This window comes from Mesorhizobium sp. M8A.F.Ca.ET.057.01.1.1, assembly GCF_003952565.1.
Lineage (GTDB): Bacteria > Pseudomonadota > Alphaproteobacteria > Rhizobiales > Rhizobiaceae > Mesorhizobium.
On the sequence record NZ_CP034454.1, the window covers coordinates 376,343 to 391,611 of the forward strand.

10 protein-coding genes and 6 pseudogenes are annotated in these 15,269 nt (G+C 59.0%); 12 read left to right on the top strand and 4 right to left on the bottom strand.

Annotated features, from left to right (window positions below; all coding sequences use genetic code 11):
- Positions 1-52: 52 nt before the first annotated feature.
- Positions 53-1,291: an ATP-grasp domain-containing protein gene (locus EJ077_RS01625; protein WP_208699333.1), complete on the top strand. Its 1,239-nt coding sequence runs from the start codon at positions 53-55 to the stop codon at positions 1,289-1,291.
- 177 nt (positions 1,292-1,468) lie between these two features.
- On the opposite strand, the pseudogene EJ077_RS01630 reads toward EJ077_RS01625, so the two are convergent.
- Positions 1,469-1,663 (bottom strand): annotated as a pseudogene (locus EJ077_RS01630) (IS256 family transposase); the annotation flags it as partial.
- A gap of 283 nt (positions 1,664-1,946) precedes the next feature.
- Here EJ077_RS01630 and EJ077_RS31765 point away from each other — a divergent pair.
- Together EJ077_RS31765 and EJ077_RS31770 are read left to right on the top strand one after the other, a co-directional pair.
- A complete protein-coding gene (locus EJ077_RS31765) occupies positions 1,947-2,294 on the top strand; it encodes an IS110 family transposase (RefSeq protein WP_245458609.1) in 348 nt (115 codons plus the stop codon).
- Entirely contained in the window at positions 2,291-2,551 is a 261-nt protein-coding gene (locus EJ077_RS31770) for a hypothetical protein (RefSeq protein WP_245458610.1), read from the top strand. The genes EJ077_RS31765 and EJ077_RS31770 overlap by 4 nt, the downstream gene beginning before the upstream one ends.
- Positions 2,552-2,648: 97 nt before the next feature.
- On the opposite strand, the pseudogene EJ077_RS01640 reads toward EJ077_RS31770, so the two are convergent.
- The 3 genes and pseudogenes from EJ077_RS01640 to EJ077_RS01650 all read right to left on the bottom strand — a co-directional run.
- Positions 2,649-3,248: pseudogene (locus EJ077_RS01640) on the bottom strand (transposase); the annotation flags it as partial.
- Between the two features lie 30 nt (positions 3,249-3,278).
- Complete coding sequence (locus EJ077_RS31775) at positions 3,279-3,869, bottom strand: transposase (RefSeq protein WP_416859548.1); 591 nt, start codon at positions 3,867-3,869, stop codon at positions 3,279-3,281.
- Positions 3,870-4,092: 223 nt separating this feature from the next.
- A complete protein-coding gene (locus EJ077_RS01650; RefSeq protein ID WP_208699335.1) occupies positions 4,093-4,347 on the bottom strand; it encodes a hypothetical protein in 255 nt (84 codons plus the stop codon).
- Positions 4,348-4,502: 155 nt separating this feature from the next.
- Between EJ077_RS01650 and EJ077_RS01655 the strand changes: the two are divergent.
- The 9 genes and pseudogenes from EJ077_RS01655 to EJ077_RS01695 form a co-directional block, all read left to right on the top strand.
- Positions 4,503-5,011, top strand: a pseudogene (locus EJ077_RS01655) (IS3 family transposase); the annotation flags it as partial.
- A gap of 317 nt (positions 5,012-5,328) precedes the next feature.
- Entirely contained in the window at positions 5,329-6,582 is a 1,254-nt protein-coding gene (locus EJ077_RS01660) for a methylaspartate ammonia-lyase (protein WP_208699337.1), read from the top strand.
- Between the two features lie 15 nt (positions 6,583-6,597).
- On the top strand, positions 6,598-7,749 hold the full coding sequence (locus EJ077_RS01665) for a CaiB/BaiF CoA transferase family protein (protein ID WP_208699339.1): 1,152 nt from the start codon (positions 6,598-6,600) through the stop codon (positions 7,747-7,749).
- Positions 7,750-7,998: 249 nt separating this feature from the next.
- Positions 7,999-8,772, top strand: a complete 774-nt coding sequence (locus tag EJ077_RS01670) for an HpcH/HpaI aldolase/citrate lyase family protein (RefSeq protein ID WP_245458762.1) — start codon at positions 7,999-8,001, stop codon at positions 8,770-8,772.
- Between the two features lie 123 nt (positions 8,773-8,895).
- Positions 8,896-9,822: a LysR family transcriptional regulator gene (locus tag EJ077_RS01675; protein WP_135929580.1), complete on the top strand. Its 927-nt coding sequence runs from the start codon at positions 8,896-8,898 to the stop codon at positions 9,820-9,822.
- Positions 9,823-10,025: 203 nt separating this feature from the next.
- Positions 10,026-11,459: an NAD-dependent succinate-semialdehyde dehydrogenase gene (locus tag EJ077_RS01680; RefSeq protein WP_135929579.1), complete on the top strand. Its 1,434-nt coding sequence runs from the start codon at positions 10,026-10,028 to the stop codon at positions 11,457-11,459.
- A 6-nt stretch (positions 11,460-11,465) separates the two neighbouring features.
- Positions 11,466-13,008 (top strand): annotated as a pseudogene (locus tag EJ077_RS01685) (fumarate hydratase).
- A 200-nt stretch (positions 13,009-13,208) separates the two neighbouring features.
- Positions 13,209-13,705, top strand: a pseudogene (locus EJ077_RS32485) (Lrp/AsnC family transcriptional regulator).
- 157 nt (positions 13,706-13,862) lie between these two features.
- Positions 13,863-15,266 (top strand): annotated as a pseudogene (locus EJ077_RS01695) (aminotransferase).
- Positions 15,267-15,269 lie beyond the last annotated feature (3 nt).

The window sequence follows — 15,269 nt, forward strand, 5'->3', positions numbered from 1 at the left end:
AGCTGAAGCCGATACCGCGAACTCGGCAGAGCACACAACTGGGATTAAGCCAATGGCAAGAAGAGCTCTCATACTGATTGAAGGTCATTCCAGGGGGAATGGTCTGAGATACGTCCAAGCGGCCAAGCGTCTTGATCTTACTCCAATTACCCTATCGAGTGATCCGGCTCAATACTACTATCTTGCGGCGGAAGGAATTGAGACAATCCGTGTCGATACAGATGATCTCGATGCGCTGATCCGCGAATGTTCCCGCTTAGGTGGGACGTATAACATTGCTGGCATTACTGGGTTTGCGGGCGACGACGAGTCGATCTATGCGACGGTTGGCAAGCTGTGCCGGCATTTCGATCTACCGGGGCCGAACCCCGCATCCGTCGAACGATGCAGCGACAAGTTTACTCAACGTCAGCTCCTCGCGGAGGCCGGCGTTCCAATGCCTGCTTATCGCTTGGCCGCGAACGGGACGGACGTGGAAAGCTCCGCCGCGGAAATCGGACTGCCGGTGGTTGTGAAGCCTGCCGTAGGCAGCGGCAGCGTCGGCGTCCGATTGTGCCGCAACGTCGATGAGCTAGCCGAACATACGACCTATCTACTGGGCGGGCAGCACATATGGCGGTCTTCGCCGAGGATACTGGTCGAAGAATTCGCACAAGGCCCGTGTTATTGGGCCGATTTAATGGGAGATCAGATCATTGGAATTGGCAGTGGTGACTTCGGCCCACCACCACATTTCGTCTATCGGAGTTCCACCATTCCGGCCCCGCTGACTGATGACCAGCATGGGCGTATCGCCGATGTTTCGCTGAGCTGTTTGCGAGCTCTCGGCCTTGGCTGGGGGCCAACGGGCATTGAATTCCGGTGGACGAAGGATGGACCGGTCGTCATTGAAGTCAATCCGCGGCTTCATGGCACACCCAGTCCTCAACTGATTCAGCTGGCTTATGGTATCGATCTCATCACCGAACACATCAAGCTTGTCGTCGGCGAGGAATGGGATTTGCGCAGAAGGCATTCGCAGACGGCGGCCGCGCGGTTTCTGGTTCCTGATCGCGATGGCACCCTCGATTGGATCGATGGCGACAGTCAGGCGGCTGCTGTGCCCGGCGTGGCCGAGGTCAAACTGTATGTTGGACCCAAGACGCCGATAGTGAGGAAAGGCGATTACCGCGACTCGACCGGACATGTCATCGCCGCTTCGCCCAGCCCTGGTCAGACCGACGCGATACTTCGGCGCGCCATCGATTTGATCGACTGGTCGATCACACCATTTCCGACTCCCTGCGAATAGGAGAAATCGGTGGCCCTTACTTCCCTGCACCAACCGGGGTAGGCCAGGTAGGAGGTGGTGGTTGCTGAACAGAGTGCTGTTGAGAGGGAAAGAGAGACGGAAGTCGATGATGACCGGTGCCGTAGCGGATCGTGTTGGAATTTGGCGGAGCAGTCTCCGGTAGGTAAGATTATTGGCTCATGCGGCGAGGTCAATCTGCTGATCGAGTGGCTTGGTGATAAGCGTCTGCCAGCCGTCGATCTTTCGCATCGAGATCTGGCCGGAAGCCATCAACGCCCAGAAAAGCATGGCTGCGGTTTCGGCAGAGGGCAGCACGGTCTGGGTCTTGATGCGTCGCTTGAACTCCTCATGCAGACGCTTAGTCGCGTTGGTAACCGGTATAAGATTCGCGGTGCCGATGACCGGCTGCGGTTTCCAGGATCGCAGCGTATGGTGCGACCATTCGGGACAGAGGCCCGGGAGCACGAAGGTGCGGGTAGGCCGATCTACACAATCAGCCGAGAGCTCGTGATAGTAGCTGGCCGCCTCTTGACTCGCCCAGTTGCGCCGTGAGCGCGCGTAGTTGTCATGTCGCCTTGGAATGGACATCCACCGAACCCTCGGGGAGGTGGTTTTCTGGGAAGATGGGAGGCTTCGACATGGTGGTCGTGTCGACATGACCCGAACAGCACTGAAAGGCTTTTGGCAAGAGCCTTCTGGGGACGGACGAGGTGGTGATCAGGGCGGCCGGCAACTGCATGGCGGTGCCACGGGTGTTACCGCCTTCGTGAAGCGGGTAGTCATCGCCAACCCACTTCAGGTGAAGGCGATCGCCCATGCCCATGTGAAGACTGACAAGGTTGACGCGGGCACGCTGGCAAGCCTGTACGCCGCAGACTATATGGCAGAGATCTGGACGCCAGATGCCGCCACCGAGCGAATGCGCAGGCTGGCCGCGCGGCGCTATCAGGTCGTGCGGCATCGGACCCGGAATGAGGTGCATACGATCTGTATGCGCACGTGATCCCGAAGTGTCCGCACGCCGATCTGTTCAACGTCCGCGGCCGCGCCTGGCTGGCGCGCCAGCTAGTGCCCTACGATGAGCGGTTCGCGATCGAGCGGCATGTGCGCGAACTCGATCGGCTTGCCGAGGACCTGGCGATCCTCGACCGGGAGATTGCCCAGGAGATGCGCGTAGCCGAACAGGCCCAGAAGGGCTACGAACACTTTGTCGAGGTCTGGCGCCCGCGACAGCGGGCGCCTCAATCCGCCAAAGCTTGAATAAGGCTGCCCGGCGGCGCTTTCAGCCGATGCGCCACGCTTCGCCACGAGGTCGCCCGCGCCGTAAAAGAATACCACGACCGGAAAGAAAGCGCTTGTCGATCGCATCCGTCATTCTGGCGCTTTTCCATTGGCTCGGCGGCAGCCGGGTAAACTCTGATCCCTCGTGCAGGCGCTCGGGAGCGTGGGCGAGAAGATTCCTATGCTTGGACGGTGCATCTCTGCACCGGCATGCCGTCCCACAGCGCCGCAATTGCCCTGTCCAGTCCGGGCGCGCCATCGACGATGAGGAACTCGGGCCGCCGCAAGCCGCGCCCGACGAGATCGTCGAGATGGCCCGCCAGGCCTCAGTCGTCTCGCCGCCCATGTTCTTGACCGCGAGCAGGACCTTCTGGCCGTCCGCGCGCACACCGATGACCACGAGCAGCGAGATCGAGGTCGCCTTTGCGGTCGAGTCTGACACGAACCACGTGCCGTCGAGGACCAGGCGCACGATCGGCTGGTCGGCAAGCGAGCGGGCATTCCAGGCGTCCCAGTCCGTCTTAACCTTGCGCCAGATGCGGCTGATGTCCTAGCCAATCGCACCGCCGAACAGCGCGGCGAGCGCACGCCGCACGCGCCTGGTGTTCGTGCCGGCGAGATAGACCGAGGCGATCAGCGCGTCGGCGGCCAGAGTGCGCCGCTGGTAGGTGCGCAGACAGAACTGCGATCTTGCGGGCCGTGGCGGTCACAGCCTTGGCCTTGCCGGTGCGCGACGAAAGTCGCCTGTAAAAGGCGCCGAGCGCGGTGTCGGTGCGCCGACGGTGCGCAAAAGTGCCGCCGCCCGGCCGCCGGATCGGCGCGTTCGGGACGAAAGCTTCTCGCCGCCGGAGACCTTGTTGCTTGGCGCCAATCCCAGCCAGGGGGTAAAATGCTGTGCACTCTGCCATGAGGAGAGGTCGTCGCCGCATTCAGCGAGAGCAACGCGAACAGCGCTTTGCGGACGTGGAAAGCTAGAGCGTTCGCCTGATCGGTTCGAATTCGACGCCGCGAGATCTGCGACGCTGGTCCATGGACATGACCGCGATGGATGCTCGGTTCCTTCAACAAAGTGCCTGCTCCAGCGCAAACAGATGCTCGGCCCGGTAGCTTCCGGTGAGCGCCTTCGCGACCGTCTCGGCGCTGGAGTGGCAACTCTAATGGCGCAAGCACGCCAGCGCCTTAGGATCGCGTGCGCCGGCAAGGATCGCGCGTATGATACGCAGGGGCCGGTCGCGCCGGTGATGTCGGCGACGACGTGATGGAGCTGAAGATTCATCTCCGTCAAGGCCTTCTGCATTTGCTGGATGTGTGATTCCCCGTACTCCAGCAGACGCTCGCGCTGACGCACGTAGGCTCGCTGCGGCTCGGCAGGCTGTCCTTTCGGCCGAAAGCTGGCCCGCAGCAAGCTGAATGAATGGAGCCGCTGCAGCCATTGCGCATCGCTGACATCGGTCTTGTGCCCCGGCACGTGCTTGGTATCGCGCGCGTTGACAAGAAACGGGCATCGAGAGGCTCGAAAATCAGAATCCAGTAGACGCTGGTCGATTCCATGACGACGTCTCGACGCCGCATTCAGCAAACCAGTCGACCAGCCGATGTAGATCGGTCGTGAAGGTACCCGAACTGCGGACTGGCTCCGGTGCGCGATCTGCCCTCACGGCCGCCATATGCATGGTGGCGCCGATGTCGATGGCAGCCGCGTTCATGTGCAACATCGGCATCTTACCGCCGCCCTTCGAGTTCGATCTTTTGGGGTTCATCTGTAATTCCTCCATTCCTCCTGCTGACTCCAGCGGAAGGGCTGGGCTGCGCAATTCATTCAAATTCCTAAACGGGATCGCCGAGATGGCATCACCACTTTCAAGTGAGCAACCGCCCATGGACTAGGTTTTTTGACGGGGTCACGTGCCACCAACATCGTATCGGTCGCTTGAAGATCGCACGGCCAAACCATGTCTGGGCGATGGACATCAGCTACATCCCGATGCGGCGCGGCTTCGTCTATCTGCCAGCCGTCGTCGACGTGTTCAGCCGGCGGGTGCTGGCCCATCGGGTCTCAATCACGATGGAGGCGGCGTTTTGCGTCGAAGCGCTCGAGGAAGCCCTGGCCAGACATGGCCGACCCGAGATCTTCAACACGGATCAGGGCAGCCAGTTCAACAGCCTCGAGTTCACAGCCGTGCTGACGGCGGCGAGCGTGTCCATCAGCATGGATGGCAACGGTGCCTAGCGCGACAAAGTCTTCGTCGAGCGGCTGTGGCGCACGATCAAATCACGGGGATGTCTATCTGCGCGCCTACGACAGCGTGTCCGAGGCGCGACGCGTCGATCGCCCGGTATCTCGCCATCTATAATGGAGGGCGCCCGCATTCGAGCCTTGACGGGCGCACGCCCGACGAGGCTTATTTCGGCGCGCAAGCGATGGCGACGGCCGCATGATCGTCGCCGCGCGATTTTGCTGCAGCTCTGGTCGGGCTACGCCCCCCGTCGCCGCAGCAAAATCGCAAAGCCCGCGTTCAACTTAAACCCGGCAGGAAGCCACTTAAATTCCGCGGGGCGCTGTCCAGACAAGCGAAGCTAGCTCTGTTTATCGTTTGGTCTACAAACCTAAATGTCACATCCGCCATCTCAAAACACGATGGCACCGTCCGGAACATTATATTGGTGAATTCAACACCAAGTGGCGCATGCTTAGCAAGCAGCGAACGAACTGCAACCGCCCGTCAACGCAGTGCACAAGAATCGAGCGAAGTGAAGTGCAGATCAAAGATGTCCTGCTCGCGCCAGGGAACGGCGCATTTTTCTACGACGATCAGAAAGCCATCAGGTGCGGCGCTGTCCAAGACGGCTTCATCTATGTGGGCGCACCCACGACGCCCGGATTCAAGTCGATTCGTATTCCAGCATCTTCGCTCAGCATCGGGCTCGTCCTTACCGACGACACCGTTGTTTGGGGCGACATGATGAACGTTCAGTACTCTGGTGCCGGTGGACGCGATCCTCTGTTCGACACCAACAAAATCTCAGATTTAGCGTCACGCGTTGTCGCGCCGCGGCTTCTTGAAGTCGATGCCTCTCGGTTTCGTGATTCTTGCACGAAGGTTTTGGAATCAAAACAACATCGGCGGTTGCCTCTGGCTGTTGAGTATGGCGTCAGCCAAGCTCTTCTTCGCGCAGCCGCCCATCTTCAGCGCAAAACGATGGCGGAGATCATATGCACGGAGTTCGGTCTGCTGCTGCCGACGCGCAGGGTCCCGATTTACTGCCAGAGCGGTGATGCTCGCGAAATCAATGTTGACAAGATGATTTTGAAGGGCGTGGACGTGCTTCCCCACGGATTGATCAACTCACGGCAGAAATTCGGCGCCGCCGGTCAGACCTTCATGGAGTTCGTGAAGTGGGTGGCAACGCGTACGCGCAAAATCGGCCGGCCGGGGTACCATCCGGTGCTGCATTTCGATGTGTATGGGTGGATCGGCCAGGAAATCGGTCTGGAACCGCAGCTCATCGCTGACTTTATCTGCGGGGTTGCCGATACTATTCCGGGTTACACGCTCAACATCGAGTCTCCGGCGGATTTTGGTTCGACGCAGGCTCAAATTGAGAACTACGCTCAGATCGTATCGATTTTGGACAACCGGGGTTCCAGCGCTCGCATTGTCGTGGATGAGAGATGCAATACGCTCGAGGATATTCGGCTCTTTGCTGAAGCGAAGGCCACGCATCTGGTCCAAATTAAGACGCCAGACGTCGGCTCAATCGCCGATACGGCGCGCGCAGTTCTCATCTGCAAGGAAAACAAGGTAGGGGCTTATGTCGGTGGGAGCTGTACCGAAACTGATCTCTCCGCCCAGGCTTCAGTCCACGTCTCTGTAGCGACCCAAGCCGACATGATGCTCGCAAAGCCCGGAATGGGTGTCGACGAGGCATTCTCAATTGTTGGGAATGAACAAAACCGGTTGCTGGCGATACTGAACCGTCGTCGGGCTCAAAACGAAAAAATTGGATGAAAAGCACGGTGTCACATGCAGAACTCTCTTGAGGGGATCACGGTCGTAGCCGTAGAGCAGGCGGTGGCCGCGCCTTACGCATCGTCACGCCTTGCGGATGCTGGGGCACGTGTCATCAAGATCGAGCGGCCCGAAGGGGATTTTGCCCGAAACTACGACAAGTTGGTGCGGGGACAGAGCGCTTACTTCGTCTGGCTCAACCGGGGTAAGGAGTCGGTGTGTCTGGACCTGAGGTCGGAAGCTGACCGCGCCGTGCTGGACACGCTTCTTACCAGTGCTGACGTCTTCATCCAAAATCTAAAGCCGGGCAGCATAGAAAAACTGGGGTTCGGGTCTACGGATCTCCGTAAGCGGTTTCCTCGGCTGATCACCTGCGACATCTCCGGTTTCGGGGAGACAGGCCCGTATTCCCATTTGAAGGCATATGATCTCATCGTTCAGGCTGAAACGGGCCTGTGCGCGATCACCGGCAACCAACAAGGACCCGCGCGTGTCGGAGTCTCGGTTTGCGACATCTCGGCGGGCATGACGGCTCATAGCGCCATTCTTCAGGCACTGTATCACCGCGAAGTGACCGGCGAAGGGAACAGCATCCGGGTGTCACTGTTCGATGCTCTAGCCGATTGGATGAACGTGCCGGTTTTGCAAAACGACTACAGCGGCTATCGCACGGTACGCGCCGGCGTGAAGCACCCGTCGCTGGCGCCATATGGGGCGTATCGGTGCGCCGACGGCAAGGAGGTTGTCTTTTCGGTGCAAAATGACCGCGAATGGGTAAATTTCTGCGAGAAGTTCCTGAAGCGAACCGAGCTGACACGCGCACCTGGTTTTTCCGACAACATGGAGCGCCTGGACAATCGGGCGCAACTTGACGAGATCATCACGTTGCGCTTTTCCGAACTGTCCTGTCACGAAGCAATGCAGGAGCTTGAGGCAGCCGGTCTGGCATATGGCCGACTGAACGAGGTGGCTGATGTTTCTGGGCATCCCCACGTTCGCAGGGTAGCCGTTAGCACACCCGAAGGAACTATAGAGACGATAGCGCCGGCGGCGATCTTCAACGCGGAGCGTCCGTCGCTGCGCCCGGTTCCGGCTCTTGGCGCTCATACGCAGGCTGTCCGGGAAGAGGTTCTGGGGCTTTTGCGCGACAGGGCCGCGTCAGCATGAGCGCCCATCGTGTCGGGAGGTGGACGCGCTCGCGAGTTACAATAAGCGTGACGGTTACCAGTGCGGCACTCGGCCAACCGACTGCTACCGCCATCGCTAAAATCGGCGGCAGAGGCACTCCGTGATCAAGGACACCGTTCCGGCCGTTGAAGGCCCGACGTTTGTGCGCCGCTGGAGATCCCTGCTCTTCGTTCCCGCTCACGTTTCCCGTTTCGTGGGAACAGCTCATGAAAGGGGGCCGACGGCGTCATACTCGACCTCGAGGACTCCGTTCCCCAGGATCAAAAGGCTGAGTCACGGCGGCAGCTCCCTGAATCGGTGGCAAAGGTGGGGCGCAAGGGCGCATCTGTTTTGGTCCGCGTGAATCGTGGTTTGCGAGCGTTGGCGGCGGATCTCGATGCAGCTGTGGTGGCGGGTGTTGATGCGCTTGTCCTTCCGAAGACGGATTCGGCGGAGTGGGTAGCAGAGATCGCGAATGCCGTATTGGAACTTGAAGGAGAAAGAAATCTTGTCCAGGGACGCATCCGTTTCCTTGCCCAAATCGAGACGCCCGCAGCACTGCAAAGGCTCGCGGCCATAGCCTCGGCTCATCCCAGGATGCTTGCAATGGCGCTCGGTCCTGAAGACTTCAGTGCCGCTGTTGGAGGCACGCCGGAGTTCGACCTCCTTTTGACGCCGAACCTTTCCGTTCTGTTTGCCGCCCGTGCGGCCGGATTGCTCCCTCTGGGCTTTGTTGGAAGCATCGGCGAGGTTACAGACACTGATAAACTTCGTGAGACCGCGGCGCATGCGCGGCGGCTTGGCTTTGCCGGAGCTTTGGCGATCCATCCGACACAGGTCGCCATATTCAATGAGGCCTTCTCCCCGAGCGCACAGGAAATCAAGTGGGCCCGTGATGTCATCGCTGCAGAGAACGATGCGGCCGCCCGCGGGCTGTCTGCATTCTCGTTGAACGGTAAGATGGTTGATCCGCCGGTGGTTCGGCGCGCCCACGACACTCTGGCTCTCGCGGACAGGAACTGAGCTACCTCCGATCAATGAGACCGCGCATCTTTCCCGGCGTGGGGTAGGCAAGTATTACTTGCCGGCTATCTAGTTTCGAGATAATAGGATGGGACTGGGAAAGTGCCTCAGTTGGTTTAAACCGTGGATATCAGGCAGTTAAAATACTTCGTCGGCGTCGTGGAGGCCGGCAGTTTTACGAAGGCCGCTGCGCTCCTTCACGTTGCTCAAAGCGCTCTAAGCCTGCATGTACGTCAACTGGAGGAAGGATTCGGAACCCAGCTGCTCGTTCGCGATAGGACGGGTGTCAGCGTCACCGCGTCGGGAAACAGGCTGCTTGAGCGCGCACGGGTCATCCTAAGGGAAATTCAGCTCACTGAAGCGGAACTGACCAACTCGGTGGCTGCTCCTTCCGGAGAAGTGACCATTGGCATCCCGTCCGGCGCCGCTCGCGTGCTTAGTGGTCCCCTCCTCGAATCAGTAAGAAGCGAACTTCCGAGGATCTCGCTTAAGATGATCGAGGGCATGACGGGACCGCTGGAGGAGTGGATGGCTGCTGGCCGCTTCAATCTGGCAGTCCTGTATCGCACTGCCGAGAGCGTAGGGAAAATGACGGTGCTGGCCCGCGAAGAGTTTTACCTGGTGGTGCCGCCGGGTGAACCGCCCTTCGAAGATTCGATACGGCTTGCCGACCTGCACGCGTTTCCCCTGGCGGTTCCGATGCGCAATAACAACGTTAGGCGTTCGGTGGCTGATGTCGTTGCGCAACACGGTTGTGTGCTCGACGTAAGATTCGAAGTCGACTCCCTTTCAACGATCATCAATATGGTCATGGAAGGAAAGGCCTATTCTATCCTTACGCCGTCGGCCATTCAGAAAGAGGCGTCTCAAGGCCGCGTCCGGACAGTGAAGATCATTGATCCGGTGATCACCCGGTCCGTTGTCCTTGCCGTTAACCCGAAAGATGAGCGCTCTCCAGCGGTCTCTGCCATCCGCAACCTGATCCCCAGGGTCGTCAGGACATTGATCGAGAGCGGACACTGGTCAGCCATGGCTCCCGACCGGACTTAGGCCATCCTTCAAACCAAGCTCTTCCGCTGCTATCGCCGCGCTCCTTGGCGGTTGCCTGGGCGATATCCATCTGTATTCGAGATGGTTTTGCTCGACATTCCATATTTGACCGGGCGGGACCATCGCGATGAAACTGAAGGAAGCGAGCCTATGGTCGGGATATCGGCTGGTATCGCACTGAATTCAGCCAAGCGGAGCACGCTATGTCCCACGCCACGAGCTATGAGCTCTTTATCAACGGCAAATGGCGAGCCGCTAACAACAGAGCCACGTTGCCCGTTATTAACCCGGCGACGGAGAAGGTATTTGGCTCGGTGGCCTCGGCGACGGTTTCGGATCTGGATGAGGCCCTCGCTTCGGCCGAGCGCAGCCGCAAGGCCTGGTCCTCGCGGCCTGTAAAAGAGCGCGGCGAAATCCTTGTGGCAGCCGCCAGGATCCTTGCCACAAAGGCAGGAGACGCAGCAAAGGATCTATCGGCTGAACAGGGAAAGACGATTGCAGAGGCGACCGGTGAGTACGCACGCGCTGTAGAAACGCTGGAGTGGAACGGCACCCACGCCGAAAAGCTGTCGGCCCCGATTCCGTTGGACCCTAACAGGATGATCGTCCCGGAGCCCCTCGGTGTCGTTGCTGCCTTCACGCCTTGGAACTATCCCGCCGTTCTCATCGCCCGCAAGCTCGCCCCTGCGCTGGCAGCAGGCTGTCCGGTCATTCTTAAAGGTGCGGAAGAGACGCCGAGCGCCGCCGTTCATATCGTAGAAGCCTTGCGCCATGCGGGTGTCCCGGACGGCGTGGTCAATCTCGTTTTCGGTGTACCGGTGCATATTTCCCGCCATCTCCTCAGTTCCTCAATCGTGAAGGTCTTGACTTTCACGGGCTCCACGGCAGTCGGAAAACAGCTGGCCTCGCTCGCCGCGAATAATTTGCAGCGCTGCGTCCTTGAACTCGGTGGACACTCCCCCGTCGTTGTGTGCGCGGATGCGGACGTCGCACAGGCGGTCCCCGCCATATCGGAATACAAGTTCGAATGCGCGGGCCAGAGCTGCAACGCGCCGAGCAGGATTCTCGTCGCGCGGAATCTCTATCAGGAATTCCTATCCCGAATGACGGAAGCCGCCCGTAAAATCAAGATCGGTCCACCGGATGACCCGGCGACCGAGATGGGTCCCATGGCGAACGCGCGGCGAATTGAAGCTATGCAGCGTCTGATCCAGGATGCGGTCGATCGCGGCGCCCGCATTGAGACTGGTGGCACCCGCCTCGACCTGCCCGGTTTTTACTGGCCGCCAACCATCCTGACAGGGGTGCCAAAAGATGCCAAAGTGCTTCATGACGAGCCGTTCGGACCGATCCTCACCGTGGCGCCGTTCGACACGATGGAGGAGGCGATCGAAGAAGCTAACGCCACTGAGTATGGCTTGGCCGCCTACTTCTTCACCGAAGCCGCCAATGCGAAACGGGCGCTGATCGATGGTCTTTCGGCGGGCGCTGTCAGCGTGAATTACCTGAAGGGGGTTTCGGCAGATGCGCCGTATGGAGGCATTAAACAGAGCGGCTATGGATACGAAGGGGGTGAGCAAGGGGTGCGGAGCTTCCAAAGCCTGAAAATGGTTAATGGCCTCGGCTCATTTGGATGAGATCCGGTGGGAAATAGATCGCGGATCATCGCTGGCAAGGACATCACAAGGAGCGTTGCAGACGCTCTTCAGTATATCTCATACTACCATCCTCCAGATTATGTCCGGTCTCTTTCGCAGGCATATGCGCGCGAACAGAGCCCGTCGGCGAAGAATGCTATCGGGCAGATTTTGCTGAACTCGCGCATGGCGGGCTTCGGACGGCGCCCGATCTGCCAGGACACCGGTCTTGTGGTGGTCTTTGCAAAGGTCGGCATGGGGGTCCGCATTAAATCAGCGGCGAGTTTCGCCGACCTCGTGAATAGGGGCGTTCGCCAAGCATATCTCGACCCGGACAATCCCCTCCGACCATCGATCGTCTCGGATCCGCTTGGCCGACGGGTGAACACTCGTGACAACACGCCGGCAGTCGTCCACGTGGACCTCGTGCCTGGTAACCAGATTGAAATCACCATCGCAGCCAAAGGGGCGGGTCCGAAAACAAGGCGCGTTTCACCACCCTTAATCCCAGCGCGTCCGTTGCCGACTGGGTGGTTGACACCGTTTCGACCCTTGGCAGCGGATGGTGCCCACCCGGCCTTATCTCGGTCGGCATCGGCGGCAGCGCTGAAAAGGCCATGCTGCTGGCCAAGGAGGCCATGAACGAACCCATCGATATGTTGGAACTGACAGCCAAGGGGCCATCAAGCGCGGAGGAGGCACTACGGATTGAGCTTTATGAGCGAATCAATGGGCTTGGCATCGGCGCTCAGGGCCTGGGCGGCCTGACAACAGTCGTGGACGTCAAGGTTGCAACCTATCCTACGCACGCCGCGTCGAAGCCAGTCGCGCTCATTCCACAATGCGCCGCCAACCGGCACCTGACGTTTACATTGGACGGCACAGGGCCGGTCCAGCTCCAGCCGCCTGACCTTTCTGAATGGCCACAGATCGGAAATGAAGAATTGCACACTGCTGAGGTCAGGCGGGTCAACCTCGATGCGCTCACAAAGGAAGAGACGGCATCATGGCGTTGCGGGGAAACCCTTCTTCTGTCCGGAAAGATGCTGACCGGCCGGGACACCGCCCACAAGCGAATGGTCGATTTGATCGATGCCGGCGAGCAGCTTCCTGTAGATCTGCGGGGTCGCGTGATCTACTACGTCGGACCCGTCCGCGCGGTGAGGGATGAGGTTGTCGGGCCGGCTGGCCCAACAACCTCGAGCCGAATGGACAGTTTTACGGAAAAGATGCTCGCCGAGACGGGGACATATGCGATGGTCGGCAAGGCCGAGAGGGGCCGGCGGCCATCGAGTCAATTGTGAGACACAGAACGCCCTATCTCATCGCAGTGGGCGGTGCTGCGTACCTGATTTCAAAATCGATCAAGACCGCGCGGATCGTGGCCTTTGAAGACCTGGGCATGGAAGCCATCTATGAATTCGAGGTGCAGGACATGCCAGTCATCATGGCTGTCGATGTTGAAGGAAACTCTATTCACAATTCCGGGCCAATCGAGTGGCGTAAGCGCATGGCCGCCGATACTATCGCCCGCAACATCGGCGTTTGATTATTCCCGTTAGGCCAATTAGTCCTGTGTCGGCTACGCATAGACCATCAAAGGGCAGCGAGAAGCTTTGTTTTGTATCGGGCAAGCTGTGCGCATGGGCTTATGCCTACACCAGCTGCTGGCACGACCGGACCATGGATGCAATTGGCGGCAGACCCTCGTCAGACTAAACGTAAAGCCATACTCAGCCCGGCAACCCCATGAAGTCGAAAGTCAACACAGTTCGCCTGGACGCTTGGGACCTTCGGATCCTCGCGGAGCTTCAGACAGACGGTCGGATATCGAAGAGCGAATTGGCGAAGCGCGTTCACCTCTCCGCGTCGGCTTGCTCGGAGCGGCTCCGCATACTCGAAACAGCAGGGATTATCGAAGGCTATTGCGCGCGGCTGAGTCCATCCCTCACCGGGGGCGTGATTTTCGTAATGGTGGAGGTCGTTCTGGATCGTCACCGCCTCGAAGACCAAAGACACTTTGAGACGGCAATTCAAGGCATCTCCGAAATTTTGGACTGCTGGGCGATCGGGGCCGGGTAGATTACCTGATGCGCGTTGCAGCTCCTTCTATGGCTGCCTACCAGGAATTCATGGAGGGTTTGTTACAGGTTGGACTCGGGATCGATCAATATTACAGCCTCATAGTGACGAAATCCGTAAAATCCAATTCGCCCATTCCCTTGTCCGCGCCAAGACAACGCTGAGTTGTCCGTGTTTTCCACGGAGATTGACGCAACTTCCGTGATTTCATCGGCCGCGGACGTACATTGCCGTGGAACGTGAAGTGTGTCCGTCGGTATAGTAGCTCTCGACGAGCGGGGACTGAGTGTTCTCCGCCGGGCAATAAACGGGAGAGCGACAATGAGCCTGACCAATCTGGGAACCAAGCAAGTCCAAGAAAAGGATCGGAGCTTCGTCTTTCATCCGTCCACGCACTTGGCAAAACACAGCCGCGGCGAGACGCCAAACCGGATCATGGCCGGAGCGGAAGGCGTCTACATCTGGGATACTGAAGGCCGAAAGAGCCTCGACGGTTTCGGTGGGCTCTACTGCGTCAACATGGGATATGGATGCACGGAGATTGCTGACGCCATTGCCAAGCAAGCGCACGACTTACCGTTCGCTCATGTCTATGCCAGCCAAGGCACGGAGCCCGTTGCCCGCTTAGCGGAGGCCGTGGTGGAATATTTCGGGCAGAACATGCAAAGAGTTTATTTTGGCCTCTCCGGTTCGGACGCCAACGAGACCAATATCAAGCTCGTCTGGTATTATAACAACGTTCTCGGGCGTCCCGAAAAGAAGAAGATCATTTCGCGACATCGCGGTTATCACGGTTCCGGCCTGGTCACTGGAAGCCTGACAGGTCTTCCGTTTTTCATAAGTTTTTCGACCTGCCTTTGAATCTGGTACGCCACACAACGACCCCACATTACTATCGGCAGGCGCATGAGGGCGAAACCGAAGAAGCCTTTTCCAAACGCTGCGCCGACGAACTCGAGGCCCTTGTTCTTGCCGAGGGTCCGGAAACTGTTGCGGCCTTTATCGGAGAACCGGCACTTGGGACTGGCGGCATCGTTCCGCCCCAAGGGGTACTGGGCGGCTATTCAAGAGGTGCTGGATAGGCACGATATCCTGCTGATCGCCGATGAAGTCGTTTGTGGCTTCGCGCGAACCGGCGAGAAATTCGGCTCGCACCTCTATGGGATGCGCCCGGATTTCGTCACCATCGCCAAGGGCGTTAGTTCCGCCTACCTCCCAATTTCCGGGTCAATCATTGGCGACCGCGTCTGGTCTGTCCTGGAAGAAGGAACCGAGAAGAATGGACCTCTCGGCCATGGCTGGACATATTCAGGGCATACGCTTTGCGCGGCGGCCGCACTTGCCAACATTCAAGTACTTAAGGAAAGAAAGATCCTGGAGCATGTCCAGGATGTCGGGCCGTATTGGCTTTCCCGCATGAAAGCCGAATTGGAGGGACATCCCATTGTCGGCGAAGTTCGCGGCGTTGGAATCCTGTCAGCAGTAGAGCTGATGCGGGATCCCAAGGCGCGCGTACCGTTCGAGCCCGAGCTGCAGGTCGGCGCGCGTGCCGCCGCTGCTCTGCTTGAAAACGGTGTTATCGGCCGCGCCATGCCGCATGGCGATATCCTCGGCTTTGCACCGCCACTGATCATCACCCGGGCCGAAATCGACATCATCGTCGATGCGACGGCGAAGTCAGTTGACACGACATACCGCGCCTTGAAGGCGGAAGGCGCCGTATAATCT